The 14,956-nt window shown below is 61.7% G+C and carries 13 protein-coding genes and 1 pseudogene; 4 read left to right on the top strand and 10 right to left on the bottom strand.

The window, feature by feature from the left end:
* Positions 1-14: 14 nt before the first annotated feature.
* From fdh3B to AC1RKJ_RS00385, 9 genes are all read right to left on the bottom strand, one after another.
* The gene (fdh3B, locus tag AC1RKJ_RS00425; protein ID WP_028348819.1) at positions 15-611 is read right to left on the bottom strand and encodes a formate dehydrogenase FDH3 subunit beta; all 597 of its coding nucleotides are present in this window, start codon (positions 609-611) and stop codon (positions 15-17) included.
* A 14-nt stretch (positions 612-625) separates the two neighbouring features.
* A complete protein-coding gene (locus AC1RKJ_RS00420) occupies positions 626-3,592 on the bottom strand; it encodes a formate dehydrogenase subunit alpha (protein ID WP_492788949.1) in 2,967 nt (988 codons plus the stop codon).
* Between the two features lie 13 nt (positions 3,593-3,605).
* Positions 3,606-3,818, bottom strand: a complete 213-nt coding sequence (locus AC1RKJ_RS00415; RefSeq protein ID WP_492788948.1) for a hypothetical protein — start codon at positions 3,816-3,818, stop codon at positions 3,606-3,608.
* A gap of 40 nt (positions 3,819-3,858) precedes the next feature.
* A complete protein-coding gene (locus AC1RKJ_RS00410; RefSeq protein WP_492788947.1) occupies positions 3,859-4,644 on the bottom strand; it encodes a Cro/CI family transcriptional regulator in 786 nt (261 codons plus the stop codon).
* Positions 4,645-4,758: 114 nt separating this feature from the next.
* The gene (locus AC1RKJ_RS00405) at positions 4,759-5,472 is read right to left on the bottom strand and encodes a DUF3306 domain-containing protein (protein WP_492788946.1); all 714 of its coding nucleotides are present in this window, start codon (positions 5,470-5,472) and stop codon (positions 4,759-4,761) included.
* Positions 5,469-5,978, bottom strand: a complete 510-nt coding sequence (locus tag AC1RKJ_RS00400) for a DUF3305 domain-containing protein (RefSeq protein ID WP_492788945.1) — start codon at positions 5,976-5,978, stop codon at positions 5,469-5,471. The genes AC1RKJ_RS00405 and AC1RKJ_RS00400 overlap by 4 nt, the downstream gene beginning before the upstream one ends.
* 31 nt (positions 5,979-6,009) lie before the next feature.
* Positions 6,010-7,032, bottom strand: coding sequence for a DUF6352 family protein (locus AC1RKJ_RS00395; protein WP_492788944.1), 1,023 nt, complete (start codon positions 7,030-7,032; stop codon positions 6,010-6,012).
* Positions 7,029-7,601, bottom strand: a complete 573-nt coding sequence (locus AC1RKJ_RS00390; protein WP_492788943.1) for a DUF6505 family protein — start codon at positions 7,599-7,601, stop codon at positions 7,029-7,031. Before AC1RKJ_RS00390 ends, AC1RKJ_RS00395 begins: the two co-directional genes overlap by 4 nt.
* Before the next feature lie 5 nt (positions 7,602-7,606).
* On the bottom strand, positions 7,607-8,365 hold the full coding sequence (locus tag AC1RKJ_RS00385; RefSeq protein WP_492788942.1) for a biotin/lipoate--protein ligase family protein: 759 nt from the start codon (positions 8,363-8,365) through the stop codon (positions 7,607-7,609).
* Positions 8,366-8,505: 140 nt separating this feature from the next.
* Between AC1RKJ_RS00385 and AC1RKJ_RS00380 the strand changes: the two genes are divergently transcribed.
* The 4 genes and pseudogenes from AC1RKJ_RS00380 (at position 8,506) to mobA (ending at position 12,995) form a co-directional block, all read left to right on the top strand.
* On the top strand, positions 8,506-10,545 hold the full coding sequence (locus AC1RKJ_RS00380) for a 4Fe-4S binding protein (RefSeq protein ID WP_492788941.1): 2,040 nt from the start codon (positions 8,506-8,508) through the stop codon (positions 10,543-10,545).
* A pseudogene (locus AC1RKJ_RS00375) lies at positions 10,493-11,437 on the top strand (Mrp/NBP35 family ATP-binding protein); the annotation flags it as partial. The gene AC1RKJ_RS00380 and the pseudogene AC1RKJ_RS00375, both read left to right, overlap by 53 nt.
* 81 nt (positions 11,438-11,518) lie before the next feature.
* Positions 11,519-12,370, top strand: a complete 852-nt coding sequence (locus AC1RKJ_RS00370; protein WP_492792606.1) for a formate dehydrogenase accessory sulfurtransferase FdhD — start codon at positions 11,519-11,521, stop codon at positions 12,368-12,370.
* A complete protein-coding gene (gene mobA / locus AC1RKJ_RS00365) occupies positions 12,363-12,995 on the top strand; it encodes a molybdenum cofactor guanylyltransferase MobA (protein WP_492788940.1) in 633 nt (210 codons plus the stop codon). Before AC1RKJ_RS00370 ends, mobA begins: the two co-directional genes overlap by 8 nt.
* A 10-nt stretch (positions 12,996-13,005) precedes the next feature.
* Here the strand turns inward: mobA and AC1RKJ_RS00360 are convergent, their stop codons facing one another.
* A complete protein-coding gene (locus AC1RKJ_RS00360; RefSeq protein ID WP_492788939.1) occupies positions 13,006-14,955 on the bottom strand; it encodes a molybdopterin biosynthesis protein in 1,950 nt (649 codons plus the stop codon).
* Position 14,956: the final 1 nt, after the last annotated feature.

Below are 14,956 nucleotides of genomic sequence, written 5' to 3'. Positions count from 1 at the left end.
TTCGGCAACCTGCCCTAGCCGGTCGGTGAATCGCTGTAGGCTGTCTTCCAACCCCACATGCCCGACCCGTAGCCACGCTTCATCACACGCTCCTTGTAGATTTCAGCGATGATGGCGCCGTCACCTGCGAGCAGCGATTTGGTCGAACACATTTCGGCGCAGATCGGCAGCTTGCCTTCGGCCAGCCGGTTGGCACCGTACTTTGCGTATTCGGCCGGGGTGGAGTCTGCTTCCGGACCGCCCGCGCAATAGGTGCACTTGTCCATCTTGCCGCGCGAGCCGAAGTTTCCAACCTTCGGATACTGGGGCGCGCCGAACGGGCACGCATAGAAACAATATCCGCAGCCGATGCAGAGATCCTTCGAGTGAAGGACGACGCCATCCGCCGTGGTGTAGAAACACGACACCGGGCAAACGGCGGCGCAAGGCGCATCCGTACAGTGCATACAGGCCATCGACACTGAGCGTTCACCGGGCTTGCCGTCATTAATGGTGACGACGCGCCGGCGGTTGATGCCCCACGGCACCTCGTGTTCGTTCTTGCAGGCCGTCACGCAGGCGTTGCACTCGATGCAACGGTCGGCATCACAAAGAAATTTGACGCGAGCCATCTTCTATTCTCCTCTCACGCCGTTTGGATCTGGCACAGGGTCGCCTTGCCCTCGTGCATACCGGTGACCGGATCGTAGCCGTAGGTGGTGATCGTGTTGACGCTTTCACCGAGCACGATCGGGTCTGCGCCCTTCGGATACTTGGAGCGCTGATCAACACCCTGGAACCAGCCCGCGAAATGGAAGGGCATGAACGCTACGCCCTTGCCGACGCGATCGGTGACCAGCGCCTTGACGCGTGCCTTCGATCCGTTTTCCGGGCCCGTCACCCAGACCCAGCCGCCATCCTTGATGCCTCGTTCGGCGGCATCGGACGTATTGACCTCGACGAACATGTCCTGCTGCAATTCAGCAAGCCAGCGGTTGGATCGCGTTTCTTCGCCGCCGCCCTCATATTCCACCAACCGTCCAGAAGTGAGGATGATCGGGAATTGCTTTGCAAGTCCCTTGTCCACCGCCGCCTTCTGAATCGAGAAGCCGAGATTGGCCATGCGGAACTGGCGTCCGTCAGGACGTGTCGGATACTTCGCAACCAGCTCAGGACGCGGTGTGTAGATCGGCTCGCGATGGACCGGCACCGGATCGGGAAGATTCCACGCCACCGCGCGGGCCTTACCGTTGCCATACGCCATCACGCCATGCTCGAGCGTGACCCGGATGATGCCGCCGGACAGATCGACTGCCCAACCCACGCCGTCCGGATTGTTGCCGCCGATCTTGTTGATGGTGGCAAGTTCAGCTTCGGTGAGGTCCTTGTCCCAACCGAGCTTCTTCAGCACGCCATAGGTAAACTCCGGATAACCATCGGTCAGTTCCGAGCCCTTGCTGTAGGAGCCTTCGGCCAGAAGATTGACGTTCTTCACCGAACCGTCGGCTTGTTTTTCTTCGTACACCACACCGAAGCGCGCGCGGAACGTGCCGCCGCCATCCTTCGCATGAAGGTTCGTGTTGTAGAGCGTATGTGTTCCCGGATGCTTGATCTGCGGCGTACCCCAGCACGGCCACGGCAGGCCGTAATAATCGCCGCCGATCTCCGGCTCATCCTTCTTGGCCCGTAGCGTCACCAGGTCGAACTTACCCTGGTTCTTCATGTGCGCCTTGAGGCGCTCCGGCGACTGTCCGGAATAGCCGGTCGAGAAGCCACCACGATTGATTTCCCGCAGCACGTCTTCCGGGATCGGGCGATTGTTTTCCACCTTGATGTTCTTGAACATCGGGTCGGCGAAGCCGAGCTTCTTCGACAGCCGGTAGATGATTTCGTAATCGTCTTTCGATTCGAAAATCGGTTTGACGATCTGCTCGCCCCACTGGAGGGATCGGTTCGAGGCTGTGCGTGAACCCGACGTCTCGAACTGGGTACACGCGGGCAGCAGGTACGTGCCGTTCTTGCGCTCGGAGATTGCTGCGAAGGTGGTGGGATGCGGATCCGCGACCACCAGCAGTTCGAGCGCTTCAAGGCCCTTCACCATTTCGGTCATTCGCGGGATGGTGTTGCCACCGTGCCCCATGATGACGACACCCTTCACGGTGTCGCGCTGATCGACATCATCGGGCTTGGCAAGCGTCGCATCGAACCAACGGGTCCACGGGATGCCCGGCAATTCCATGTTCTGCTTGCGGGTACGGGCCGGACGTCCAGCCTTAGCAGGCACCTCATCGAAGCGCGCCTGCAGATAGTCGTAATCGACCTCCCAGACCCGGGCCCAATGCTTCCACGCGCCTTCGACTAGACCGTAATAAAGCGGCAGCGACGTGATATCGAGGCCGATGTCGGTTGCGCCCTGCACATTGCAGTGGCCGCGGAAGATGTTGGCCCCTCCTCCGAACACACCGACGTTGCCCGTGGCGAGAAGCAGGTTGCAATAGGCGCGGACGTTCGCTGTGCCGACGGTGTGCTGCGTGCCGCCCATGCACCAGATAAATGTGGACGGACGCACCTTTGCGAAAGTCTCCGCGACCTTCTTCACCTGTTCACCGGGGATACCCGTGACCCGCTCGACTTCTTCAGGCGTCCACTTCGCGACTTCGGCGCGAATCTGGTCCATCCCGTAAACGCGTTGAGCGATGTATTCCTTGTCTTCCCAGCCATTGGCGAAGATGTGATGGAGCATGCCCCAGATCACCGCGATGTCGGTGCCGCTGCGGAACCGGACATATTCCGTTGCGTGCGCGGCGGTGCGCGTGAAGCGCGGATCCAGTACGAAGACGTTGGCGCGGTTGATTTCCTTGCCGGTCAGAATGTGCTGGAGCGATACCGGATGAGCTTCGGCCGCATTCGATCCCATGAAGACGATCGTCTTCGAGTTGCGAATATCGTTGTAGGAATTGGTCATGGCGCCGTAGCCCCATGTATTGGCTACGCCGGCGACCGTCGTCGAGTGACAGATGCGCGCCTGATGGTCGATCGAGTTGGTGCCCCAGAACGCGGCGAACTTGCGGAACAGGTAGCCGCCTTCATTGGAGAACTTGGCCGAACCGAGAAGATACACGGAGTCGGCGCCGGACTTGGCGCGAATCTCGAGCATCTTGTCGCCGATTTCATTGATGGCCTGATCCCATTCGATCTTCTGCCATTCGCCGTTGACCAACTTCATCGGGTATTTCAGGCGGCGGTCGCCGTGCACCAGTTCGCGAACCGACGCGCCCTTGGCGCAATGCGAACCCCGATTGATCGGGCTATCCCATGCCGGTTCCTGGCCGACCCAAACGCCGTTCTGCACTTCGGCGATCACCGTGCAGCCCACCGAACAGTGTGTGCAAACGTTCTTTTTGATCTCGGTCGGCGCGCCGACAATCTTCGGACCGGCCTGCGCCTTGCGCACCGATCCGAGCGGCGACAATCCGATCGCAGCGCCTGCGCCCGCCACCAAACCGGAACGGCGCAGAAACGTGCGGCGATCAAGAACGCCTGAAGCCAGTCCAGCGGCGATACCCTGCAACCGCGCGCGTCCGGCCGATCCTTCTTTTCGCTTGATCAACATGTGCGTGCTTCCATCAATAGCGGTTGACGCGATAGTAGTCCTTGACGTGAGCGGTTTCCTTGTAGCGGGCCTTGACGCGCTCGGCCTGCGACTCGTCCGCTTCAGCTTCGCTGCTCGCCATCGGCACGACCGCAGCGGCAGCGACGGCCGATCCGCCCATCATGAAGAACCGGCGGCGGTCGAGCCCCTTCGTGTCGGGCATCTTGATCTTGGACGGTTTGCTCATCGCGATCTCCTTCCAGTCGATTCCGTTTTGCGTTCCCGCTTCACTCGGACAGCGTGAAAGCTTCTGATTCCAGTTCCATAAAGACGCGCCCGACGCGGCCGACCGCGCGGTAAAATTTGGCGGATTGCGACATCTCGAGATCGGCAAACATTCGCGCCGCCCATGGCTTGAGATGCCGCTCGAAAAATCGTGCCTGCATGGCGAAGTCCGCATCGAACTCCCCGCGAGCGAGACCGGCCATGACTTCAAGCAGGATCGCGATGTGATCTTCCGGCTCGCGCGACAGTCCTGCTCGCTCGATTCCAAGCAAATCGAAGTCTTCACGGACGCGCGCCAAGGGACGCTCGTGAAGAAAGCCGGTCAGATAATACGAGGCGTAGGGCAGCAACTCGCCGCGACCCAGACCAATGAACAGATCGAAAAATTCCCTGCTGGCCGCGTGCCCGTCCATCTCGGCCGCTGTGGCCAGTTCGACATGGGCCATGCCGAGATCAGACGCGTCGCCTTTGATCGTTGCAACGCGCGAAAGCGTTTCCGTGTCGGGCGCCTTGCCGAGCAACAACGAAAGCAACCCGTACTCTGCAGCGCGAAGCTGATCGATTTCATCAATTTTAGATGTCGATAACACGTCAGCCCCCGCTGATCCGTAGAGATCGGGACGAAGGATGAAACGCGGAACGCTGGTGAGCGCCTCGATAGTCAGGACTCGTTCCGCTGGAATGCGCGACCAGGCCGAAATCGAAGGCTGCGAAATACCCACAGCTCTCGCCAGCGATGCAACACCGCCTGCTGCTTTGATTGCCTGCTCTAAACCGGCGTCCCGCATGGTGCGAACCGAGTTCCCCCCACCCGTGCCTTCAAACGAGGCATCTTCGTTCACTAGAACTGTTCTAGTTCTAATGTGTACCATAGGCTCGTCCTATGTCTCGAAGACTTTTGTCTAAACCCTTGGTTTTGCAGTGCCATGTCGTCGCACCTCTTGCTGCGGTGCACCGACTCCGTCGGATGCAGCACTTCGCGCATTTTCAACCGGCGTATGCTCGGAGTGTGGATCATCAACCGATGCGGGAGCTGAAGCGGTTGCCGCTGCGGACAATCTCACCTGCTGAAGCGGTAAATCCGGCTGAGGATTTTGCAGCGCATCAATATCGACGGACTCGCCGGCGGCATCACTCAGGGGCTGGATCTCCGGTTCTTGCGGAGTGGCAGCAGCCGAATCACTACCCATGATCTGTAAAACCATTTTCGCGATGTCCGTCCCGGCCGCGAGCTCGCTGTTTCCCGGCACACCGCCCGGCGTGTTCCAGTCGTAGGCGTAGTCCAGCGCCGGATTGACGTAGTTGCGGATCGCAGGATCCAGCGCCCACGATTTTCGCAGAGCCGCGTTTCGCAAATGCTCCGGAACGCCCTTGCGCAAGAACCCGGTGATGTCGGTGGTCTCCGTGACGTCCTCGAGTTTCGGCAGGCTCGAAAGATCGAATTCCTCTTCGGCAACGCTTTCGGCAACCGGCGCAGGTAACGCTTCCGCCTTTTCATCGGCCTTTGCAGCCGGATCCCCGGCAGTCGGCAGTTTCGCCTCCTGCTTGCGTTGCGACCAGCGCGACAGGAAGCTCTCGCCACGATCCTTTTCGCCGCCTTTCTCATCCTGGCTCATGTGTCATCCTTCCGCTCGACGGATGGATCGTAGTCGGGCTTACGGTCAACATTCGCACGGTCGCGCTTACGCTTGTGGAACACCTGCTCGACATGGAATTCGTCGACAAACGCGGCGATCCACGACGCAATATCCGGCGGCATCGGAACCGTACCGATGACATCGATGCCGCTCTCGAACATCGCTTCGCCTTCGGTCGGATCGGCGGTCACCTTCGTCAATTCAAGCTCGGGACCACCGTCCTGCCGCCGCAGCGCAATCCATATCCTGGGGGTGCCGTCGGCAAGATTGTCGCGGTAACTGGCCGTATCCGTGCTGAACAACTCGATCGTCGCGCAGCCGGCATAGTACAGCGTCGCATCGCCCTCGCGAGACAGCACCGTCCACGGCGCAGTTGCCGGCACATGCTCGAGAATCGTCACAGGCGACCACATATGGTCGATCCAGGGATTATCGATTGTGCGGCGGCGCAGCACGACGCCAACTTCGCGGGACACCTCGGTCATCGTTATTGCTGACCCTCCCGTTGCCGGTCACTCACGCGACGTTCGCAGCGGACGCGAGCGGCAGGCCTGCCACTAGATTTTGCGGCTTCAGGCGCACCACCTTGTCCGCATCCATCGCCAGAATGAGATAGATCGGTTTTGCACCCACACGTTCATCGACAAAACGCGCATCATCAAAGGTCAGGCGGATTAACGCGACGATCCGGCCTGCTGCATCCGCGCCCGGTGTATCGCCGTTCCATAGAGCATTTCCGATCCGGGTGCCTTCGCTGTCGAGGCCGACAAACCAGCGCCAATCGCGATCCTCGATCGACGCGACCGTTTCAGCCTTCACCGTGACGCCGAGAAGATGAGCGATCCAGCGTTCGATCACGCGGCAAAGTCCGTCGCGCGCCTTGGGATTGCCGCCGAGATTCATGACCATCGCGTGGGCATCCGAGCGCGACCAATAGGTCCACGCGTTGTCGTCATCCATAACGTCGATCTCGCCAAAAGCCTGCTGCGGCTGCAGCATCGCGGTCAATGGCGAGGAATGGATGTCGTGTTGTGCGTTGTGCTGCGCCTCCACGACTTCGGCGTCGGCCAACAGCAGCGAGCCTTCATGAATCGTGGCCTTCTGGCTGCGGTAGAATAGTTCCGCTGCGCGCAGCACATAGGGATCTTCACAGCCCTCAAGCGCATTTCGCAGGATCAGGTGGCACAGTTGCGAGAGAAAGATCGGCGGCAGATCGCTCGCGCCCTTGCGTGCCAGCGACACATAAACGGCCTCAAGCGAGGGCGCCGCGAGAAGCCGGTCGCGAAACGCCATCATGAACGTCCAGTTCTCGCGCGCGTCGGCGTCGGCAAGCGCCGCAATGTCCGCTTTGGAGACCGGCCGAAGCGGATCGGCCAACAGACCGGCGTGCAGCTTTCGTTCAGCGTCGCAGGCGTCATCGGGCGGCATCAATTCCGGTCGCGCGAGGTACGCCATGATCAGTTCAGGGGTCGCAATCAGCCCGCCGTGATCGGCACGGCGCGTCAGGTGGTGACCCGACGCCACCCAGAATTCTCTCATGTCCGATCCGCCTTGATACGATTCGTGTTGTCCAGTCCGAGAAGATCGACCTCTTCGACCGGTTCGTCGCCCTCAATCTCATGGAAGGTAAAGGCCGGTGCATGATGGTGCAATCGATCCGCACCCCGCTCCGTTTCGCGCGGCTTCAGTGTGCGGAAGCGCTCGCGGATCTCACCGTCTTCAACGCTCCGTTGCACCGCCAGAATCGTCTGCGGCGGGTGATCGCACAGGGAAGCAGCAAACGCGACTTCCTCCTCTGCCGCAGCCCTTGCGGCTTCGATATCCGGCGCGCCGAATGTCGCCACAAGCTGCGCCGCCAGCCGGTCGATGACGGCCAGCAATTCAATCTCGGTTGCTTCGGTAACGACGGCCAATGTCGACCAGCCGAGACTGTCGATGCCGAGAAAGCCGGATCGCAGTGCGACCCGCTGTTTTTGTCCAAGCGCAGCAGGATCACTGTTCCAAAACACGAACGCGCCCGACACGGCCCATTCGCCGGGCTCGGCTGCACGCTCGAACACAAACGTGTCCGATGGATCCAGCCTGATCGTGCGCGGAAGTTTCATCATCCGCCTCACCCCATCTTCGGAGCGCGATACTCCGAATCGTACCACCCCACCTTTGCGAGGCCTTCGACGAGGCTACTTCGCCCCGGCGGTTCCTTCGGCGCGGACGTCTTGACGAGCAAATCGCCATTGACGTCGATCCCTCGCCGTGCGCCGGCGGTATCCTTGGCAAGCCGCTCCAGGTAGTCACGCGCCACCGGATCGAAGCCGCGCTCGTTCCATTGATCGAATGCCGTCATGAGATGCCGAGCGAAACTGCCGATCATCGCCTCGGTATCCACCATCTCAAATCCTTCGTTCAACAGCGCAACTCCGCCCGCCGCTTCCGCTTCCCCGACATGTGCCATGTCCGCAGCGCGCAACATGACGCCGAGCACCAGCCACTCCGGCACGTCCTCCTCGCCACAATCTTTTGGCCAGCCAAGCCGCACGCCACCGAGCACACCGCCGTCGAACAGGATCGTATCCGGCCACGTAAAACTCACCTGACGCTCTGGCGGGCAATGGACCGCAATGGCATCCGCAGTCGCATTCATGCCCGCAAAGAATGCCCGGCGTGCCGACACCAGCGGCTCGTCCGGTTCGAGCACAACCGCGAACTCGACGAGATCGTAGCGCCGGACCCAAACCAGCGTTCCGGCACCGGCTTCGGCCGCAATGTCGCAGCCATGGGCAAACGCGTCTCCGTACTCGCGAAGCGATACGAGCGTATAGCCCGGAGGCAGATCGAGCGGCGGTTCTGCCCGCGCAGTACGCGAAACCATCATCGCAGAAAAATTCCCTAAGCTCTTTGTATTTGGGCAGTCTATGCTATCTCGGTCAAGGTGCCGGTGCTTGCGCTGATGGCACCTGCAGCACCATATTGTGAGATAGTCGCGCGGCTGAGGAAGGTTCAAGGTCGTAGAGTATGAATGGCGCAAAGTCCCGCCTTCTGATTTGCAGTTGCGAGAAGACCATGCCACTCGACGCGCAAGCGATCGGGCGCGGCTGTGCGGCCAACATGTCGCAGGCGAACCAGCTCTGCGGACTAGACCTCGGACAGTTCAAGGCGGCTCTCGCCGAAGGCGAGCAGATCACCGTGGCCTGCACCCAAGAAGCGCCGCTGTTCAAGGAGGTCGCCGAGGACTTCCCGCAAGTTCCGCTCACCTTCGTCAACATCCGTGAAACCGGCGGCTGGTCGAAAGACGCCGCAGCGGCCGGACCGAAGGCCGCCGCGCTCATAGCGGCGGCCTCGGAAGAGATGCCGCCAATCTCGCTGGTCACGCTGGAGAGCGACGGCGTCGCGCTGATTTATGGCTGCGACGACGTCGCCATCAATGCGGCCAGGCGCCTCGCCGATCGTCTCGATATCACCGTTATACTTACCAAGCCGGGCGACCTGACACCGCGCGCCGTCAATGAGTTTCCTGTCCTGAAGGGGACGATCCGTAACGCGCGCGGCTATCTCGGGAAATTTGAGCTCGCTATCGACGACTATGCTCTGCCGTCGCCATCCTCGCGCAACAAGCTGCTGTTTGGAGCCTCGCGCAACGGCGCGACCTCGACATGCGATCTCATTCTCGACCTCAGCGGCGGCCTGCCGCTGTTTCCGGCTCACGAGTTGCGGCCCGGTTATTTGCGCGCTGATCCGCGCGACCGAGCGGCTGTCGAGCGCGCGATTGCGGATGCAGGCAATCTCGTCGGCACCTTCGACAAGCCGCGCTTCATTCATTTTGAAGAGTCGATCTGCGCGCACTCCCGCTCCAACATTACCGGCTGCACGCGGTGCCTCGATGTGTGTCCGACCGGCGCGATCACATCGAACGGCAATGCCGTCGCCATCGATCCGAACGTGTGCGCAGGCTGCGGGTCATGCGCGTCGGTATGTCCAACCGGCGCGGCGTCCTATTCGCTGCCCAGCGTCGACGCCTTGATGCGGCGATTGCGGACGTTGCTCCAAACCTATCGCAAGGCAGGCGGAGAAAACGCCGTCGTCTTGTTTCATGACGGAGATCACGGCGAACCGCTCATCGGTGCGCTCGCGCGGTTCGGCGACGGCTTGCCGGCAAATGTGCTTCCGGTCCGCGTCAATGAAGTTACGCAGCTTGGGCCTGAAGCTATTGCCGCCGTCTTCGCCTTTGGTGGCGCGGGCGCCGCGTTGCTGACGCGAGCGCAGCCCCGGCATGAGACAGCCGGATTGCATCGCGCCGCTGATATGTCGGGAACGATCGTTGCCGCAATCGGATTCGGTGAAGGCATTGTCCGCGTGATCGAGACCGACGACCCCGATCAATTGCGCGCGATGCTCGACGCCATGCCTGCCGGCATCGCGAGCAGCACTCCCGCGAATTTCATGCCGCGCGGCGCAAAGCGCGGCGTGCTCGAGACGACATTCCGGGAACTGCATCTTGCTGCCCCCTCGCCTGTCGACGTCGTGCCGCTTGCGTCCGGCGCTCCGTTCGGCGGAGTGCAATTGAACGTCGAAGGCTGCACGCTTTGCCATGCCTGCGTGACCGCGTGCCCCACCCACGCGCTCTCGGATAATCCAGACCGCGCCATGCTGCGCTTTACCGAAAGTCTTTGCGTCCAGTGCGGGCTCTGCGAGTCGACTTGCCCGGAGGATGTCATCACGCTGGAACCGCGCCTTGATTTTCAGGCCTGGAATGCGCCGCTGCGTGTCTTGAAGGAAGAAGAGCCGTTTCATTGCATCGCCTGCGGTACGCCGTTCGGAACCCGGAGTTCGATCGAGCGCGTGCTGTCGAAGCTGCAGGAAAAACACTGGATGTTCGAGGGCGCCAATGCGCGGCGGCTCGATGTCATCAAGATGTGCGCGGATTGCCGCGTCGAGGCCGTCGTCAACGAGAGTTTCGACCCGCACGCCGGGCCGCAGCGCCCGCCGGTGATGTCGACCGAGGACTATCTGCGCGCGCGCGAAGCCAAGAAGAACGATCCGTTCGGATCGCAGTAAGCTGACGCGCCCGCACGCATCATCGATCAGGAGACCGGATTTGCCCGTCACCCATCCTACCCCGCATGCCCCCGCGACATCGAAAGCCTCGGGAATTCCCGGCGTCAAACATGTCATCGCTGTGGCTTCCGGCAAGGGCGGCGTCGGCAAGTCGACAACGTCGTGCAATCTCGCTCTCGGTTTCGCAGCAATCGGATTGAAGGTCGGGCTTCTCGACGCCGACATTTACGGACCGTCGCAACCGAGGCTGTTTGGTTTGCGCGGAAAGCCGCGCCTGCTGGGTCCGCGTATGCTTGAGCCAATGGAGCGCTTCGGCGTCAAGGTGATGTCGATCGGCTTTCTCGTCGAGGAAGACAACGCCATGATCTGGCGCGGGCCGATGGTAATATCGGCCATCACGCAGATGTTGCGCGAAGTCGCATGGAATGACCTCGACATTCTGGTCGTCGATCTGCCGCCGGGCACCGGCGACGCGCAACTGACCATGTCGCAGCAGACGCCGCTGGCCGGAGCGGTCATTGTCTCCACCCCGCAAGACATCGCACTGATCGACGCGCGGCGCGGCATCGAGATGTTCAAGAAGGTCAACGTGCCGCTGCTGGGACTGATCGAGAACATGTCCAGCTTTTGCTGCCCGACCTGCAACCATGTCACGCCGATTTTCGGCCACGGGGGCGCGCGGCTTGAAGCCGAGAAGCGCGGCATTCCTTATCTGGGCGAAATTCCGCTCGACATGGCGATCCGTCAGACGTCGGACGACGGACGCCCTATCGTCGCGACCGACCCTGAAGGCGTTCACGCGAAGCACTATATCGACATCGCCCGCCGGCTCTGGACGTCCGTCACCACCGGCATTGCGGCGAGGCCCGCGCCGCGTATCGTGATCGAGTAAGCCATGACCGAAACACGGATCAAGTCCGGGACCGCGAAATCCCAAGAGCTAAAGCTGAAAGGCGTGTCCGCGCCGCGCGTAATGCCGGACCCGAAGAATCCGCGGCTGACCGAGCGTGTCACCGGCATCGACCAGACCGGCGCTCCGGTTGAGATCAGTGTGCCGGTCGAGCGCCCACTGACGCTTTATCTGAACGCGCAGGAAATCGTCACGATGATGACGATCAACGATTATCCCGAGTATCTCGCGCTCGGCTACCTGCTCAATCAGAACATGCTGAAGCCGGACGACGTCGTGACGGAGGTAGTCTACGACGACGATCTGCAGGTGGTGGTGGTCTACACCGAGCACGGCACCAATTTCGAAGAGAAACTGAAGAAGAAAACGCTCACCTCCGGCTGCGCGCAAGGCACAGCCTTCGGCGACCTGATGGAGGCCATCGAGGGCGCATCCCTGCCGCAAGCCGAGTTGCGTACGTCATGGCTCTATCAGATGACCCATGCGGTCAACACCGCGCCTTCGCTCTATCTCGAAGCAGGCGCTATCCACGGTTGTGTGCTGTGCAAGGAAGGCGAGCCGATCTGCTACATGGAGGACGTTGGACGCCACAACGCGGTCGACAAGATCGCGGGCTGGGCCTGGCGGCACAACGTCGATGTCGCCGACAAGATCATGTACACGACGGGCCGTCTGACCTCCGAAATGGTGATCAAGACTGTCCGCATGGGCATTCCGATTCTGGTCTCGCGGTCCGGGTTCACGGCGTGGGGTGTCCAGCTCGCACGGCAAGTGGGACTGACGCTGGTCGGCCGCACCAAGGGAAAGAGATTTATCGCGCTTTCCGGGCAAGAGCGGATCGTGTTCGACCAGAACCTCGCCTTCGTCGCAGAAGAATCCCCGCGCCATCGTCGCAAAGGCGGCGACGATGACTGACGATCGGCCATCGACGCTTGGCGTGCTTCTCGCTGGCGGCCTCGCGCGGCGCATGGGCGGCGGCGACAAGCCGATGAAAACCATCGGCGGCCGCACCATTCTGGAGCGCGTGATCGCGCGGCTTGCGCCGCAGTGCGACGGGCTCATCCTCAACGCCAACGGCGATCCGGTTCGTTTCGCCTCCTTCGGATTGCCTGTCGTCGCGGATACCGTTGAAGGATTTGCGGGGCCTCTTGCCGGGGTGCTCACGGCGCTCGACTGGGCTGTGGCGCACAGGCCGGATATCGAATGGGTTCTCAGCGCCGCGACGGATTGCCCGTTCCTGCCGCGCGATCTCGTTGTGCGATTACAGCGCGCACGGACCGAGGAAGGCGCGCAACTCGCGGTCGCTGCCTCCGGCGATCAGATCCACCCTGTGATCGGACTATGGAACGTCGCGCTGCGCGGCGAACTGCGTCACGCGCTGGTGGCAGAAGACATGCGCAAGATCGATCGCTGGACCGCTCGCTATAAACTCGCGACGGTGACGTGGCCGACCGATCCGCTCGATCCATTCTTCAACGCGAATACGGTCGAGGATATCGCGGAAGCAGAGCGGTTCGCTGCGCTCGACAGAGGCGCGTGATCCGGATGAGTTACGCCGGCCGGAAACCCACCTGCTCCAGCGTCCCTTGCACATCCGGCGAACTGAGCGCGCGGAGAAACGCCTGAACCGCAGGGCGCTGCTTGCGCGACGTCACGAGCGCGAAATCGTAATGCTCTTCGGCAAACGGAATAAATCCAAGTCCCGCCGCATGAGCGACGGGAGCAATGGTCATGCCCCAGTCGGCACGGTTCTGAGCCACAGCGGCCGCCACCGCATTGTGCGAGCGTGGCTGGTTCCAGTAGCCGTCCGGCCGTGCTTCGCCCAGCAGGCGGTCGATCAGAATGCGGGTGCCAGCGCCCTGATTACGGTTAACCATCAGGCATGACGGGTCTTTCAGCGCGGCCCGCACCGCGTCTTCCACGCTCAGACCTTCAAAACGCTTGTCGCCTGCGCGGTACACGATGCCCTGCATACGCCGGTAGCCCGGCACGAGTTCGAGCCCCCCCATAAGAAACGGCGTGTTGTATGTGTCGGTCTTCTCATCCAACAGGTGGATGGGTGCGAGATCGCATTCGCCGCGCCGCGCCGCCGCCAGTCCGCCGAGACTTCCCACCGAGATCGAACGTACGGACAGACCGGCACGCGCCAGTGGTGCTGTGATCAGATCCAGCCCCGTGCAATGGCTGCCGACGATGACGAGATCCGGCACACGCACATGCGGCGTGAACAACGAGACCTCCGCTTGTGTGCCTGCTGGCATCTGTTCGGCGAGTGCGTCGATCTTCAAGAATCCATCGGCCTGAGCGAACGACGTGATCGCGCCAGAGCCCTTTCCGGTCGGATAGGCAATCAATCCGTCGTCGCCCTCGACCAGAGAGACCATCACGAATTCCGTGCGGCCGAGTTCGGAAGCAACCCGCACCGGCACTTTCGCCGTCACCCGCGCATCGTTGCGGGGTGGCAAGCCGGCGAGACGGCGCAACACCGGCACGATCATGTCATGGAAAGTGAACATGGCCGACGTGGGAAACCCCGGCAGGATGACGACGGGCTTGCCGTCGCATACCGCGAGGCACAGCGGCTTGCCAGGCTTCAGCGCGACGCCATGCGCGACAATGCCGGGCTTGCCAAGCCGCGCGACGATACGATGGGAAACGTCGCCCTCGCCTTTCGATGTCCCGCCCGACAGAATGAGCATGTCGCTGGTTGCCAGCGCCTCGCGCATCACGGCTTCGAGCTTGTCCTCATCGTCGGGAAATGCGCCGAGAAAACGCGCTTCGCCGCCATTCTCCGACACGGCCGCCGTCACGATCGCGCCATTGGTGTCGAAGATCGCCGCGGGACGCAGCGGCTGGCCGGGCTGTACCAATTCGTCGCCGGTGGACATAATCGCCACCCGCGGTTTTCTCACCGCCGGGACACGCGCAACTCCGGATGCCGCGAGCATTCCGATCTCACGCGAACCAATCAGCGTTCCCGCGCGCAGTAAAACCTCGCCCCGCGCGATGTCCGATCCCGCATAGGACACGAACTGGCCGGGTGACGCCGAGCGTCTGATCTCAATTGCGTCACCTCCTGCGGGTTGCGTGTGTTCCACCATCGCAATGGCGTCGGCGCCGCGGGGAATGGGACCGCCCGTTGCAATCGGCGTCGCCGTGCCTTGTGTCACCGGCAGTCGCGGCGCGGTGCCGCAAGCAATTACCTCATCGTTCAAACCCAGGCGAACCGGCAGCGCTTCGCCTGCAGACGCCAAATCGGCGGAGCGTACGGCAAAGCCATCGACATTGGAGCGATCGAACGGCGGCACATCGACGGCCGCCACGACATCGTTCGCCAGCGCAAGCCCGAGCGCATCGGCCAGCGCGAGATCGTCTGCCGGCAGATCGCGCGGGAACAGTGCAGCCTCAAAGCGTGCAAGCGCATCCTCACGCGACAGGATCGTCAGAAATTGATCCTGATCGACGTTTGCATTGTTTGACGACGCCTTCGGCTTGATCATC

Source organism: Afipia sp. GW822-FHT04G07 (genome assembly GCF_058800765.1).
Note: the sequence above shows the minus strand (reverse complement) of the source record. Positions and strands in the feature narration are given on the sequence as shown.

What these genes read in the sequence shown, in the direction of transcription:
- AC1RKJ_RS00380 (WP_492788941.1), top strand. Translation starts at nt 8,506, where the DNA reads ATGAATGGCGCAAAGTCCCGCCTTCTGATTTGCAGTTGCGAGAAGACC.
- AC1RKJ_RS00405 (WP_492788946.1), bottom strand. Translation starts at nt 5,472, where the DNA reads ATGAGCCAGGATGAGAAAGGCGGCGAAAAGGATCGTGGCGAGAGCTTC.
- AC1RKJ_RS00395 (WP_492788944.1), bottom strand. Translation starts at nt 7,032, where the DNA reads ATGAGAGAATTCTGGGTGGCGTCGGGTCACCACCTGACGCGCCGTGCC.
- mobA (WP_492788940.1), top strand. Translation starts at nt 12,363, where the DNA reads ATGACTGACGATCGGCCATCGACGCTTGGCGTGCTTCTCGCTGGCGGC.
- AC1RKJ_RS00415 (WP_492788948.1), bottom strand. Translation starts at nt 3,818, where the DNA reads ATGAGCAAACCGTCCAAGATCAAGATGCCCGACACGAAGGGGCTCGAC.
- AC1RKJ_RS00410 (WP_492788947.1), bottom strand. Translation starts at nt 4,644, where the DNA reads ATGCGGGACGCCGGTTTAGAGCAGGCAATCAAAGCAGCAGGCGGTGTT.
- AC1RKJ_RS00420 (WP_492788949.1), bottom strand. Translation starts at nt 3,592, where the DNA reads ATGTTGATCAAGCGAAAAGAAGGATCGGCCGGACGCGCGCGGTTGCAG.
- AC1RKJ_RS00400 (WP_492788945.1), bottom strand. Translation starts at nt 5,978, where the DNA reads ATGACCGAGGTGTCCCGCGAAGTTGGCGTCGTGCTGCGCCGCCGCACA.
- AC1RKJ_RS00370 (WP_492792606.1), top strand. Translation starts at nt 11,519, where the DNA reads ATGCCGGACCCGAAGAATCCGCGGCTGACCGAGCGTGTCACCGGCATC.
- fdh3B (WP_028348819.1), bottom strand. Translation starts at nt 611, where the DNA reads ATGGCTCGCGTCAAATTTCTTTGTGATGCCGACCGTTGCATCGAGTGC.
- AC1RKJ_RS00385 (WP_492788942.1), bottom strand. Translation starts at nt 8,365, where the DNA reads ATGATGGTTTCGCGTACTGCGCGGGCAGAACCGCCGCTCGATCTGCCT.
- AC1RKJ_RS00360 (WP_492788939.1), bottom strand. Translation starts at nt 14,955, where the DNA reads ATGATCAAGCCGAAGGCGTCGTCAAACAATGCAAACGTCGATCAGGAT.
- AC1RKJ_RS00390 (WP_492788943.1), bottom strand. Translation starts at nt 7,601, where the DNA reads ATGATGAAACTTCCGCGCACGATCAGGCTGGATCCATCGGACACGTTT.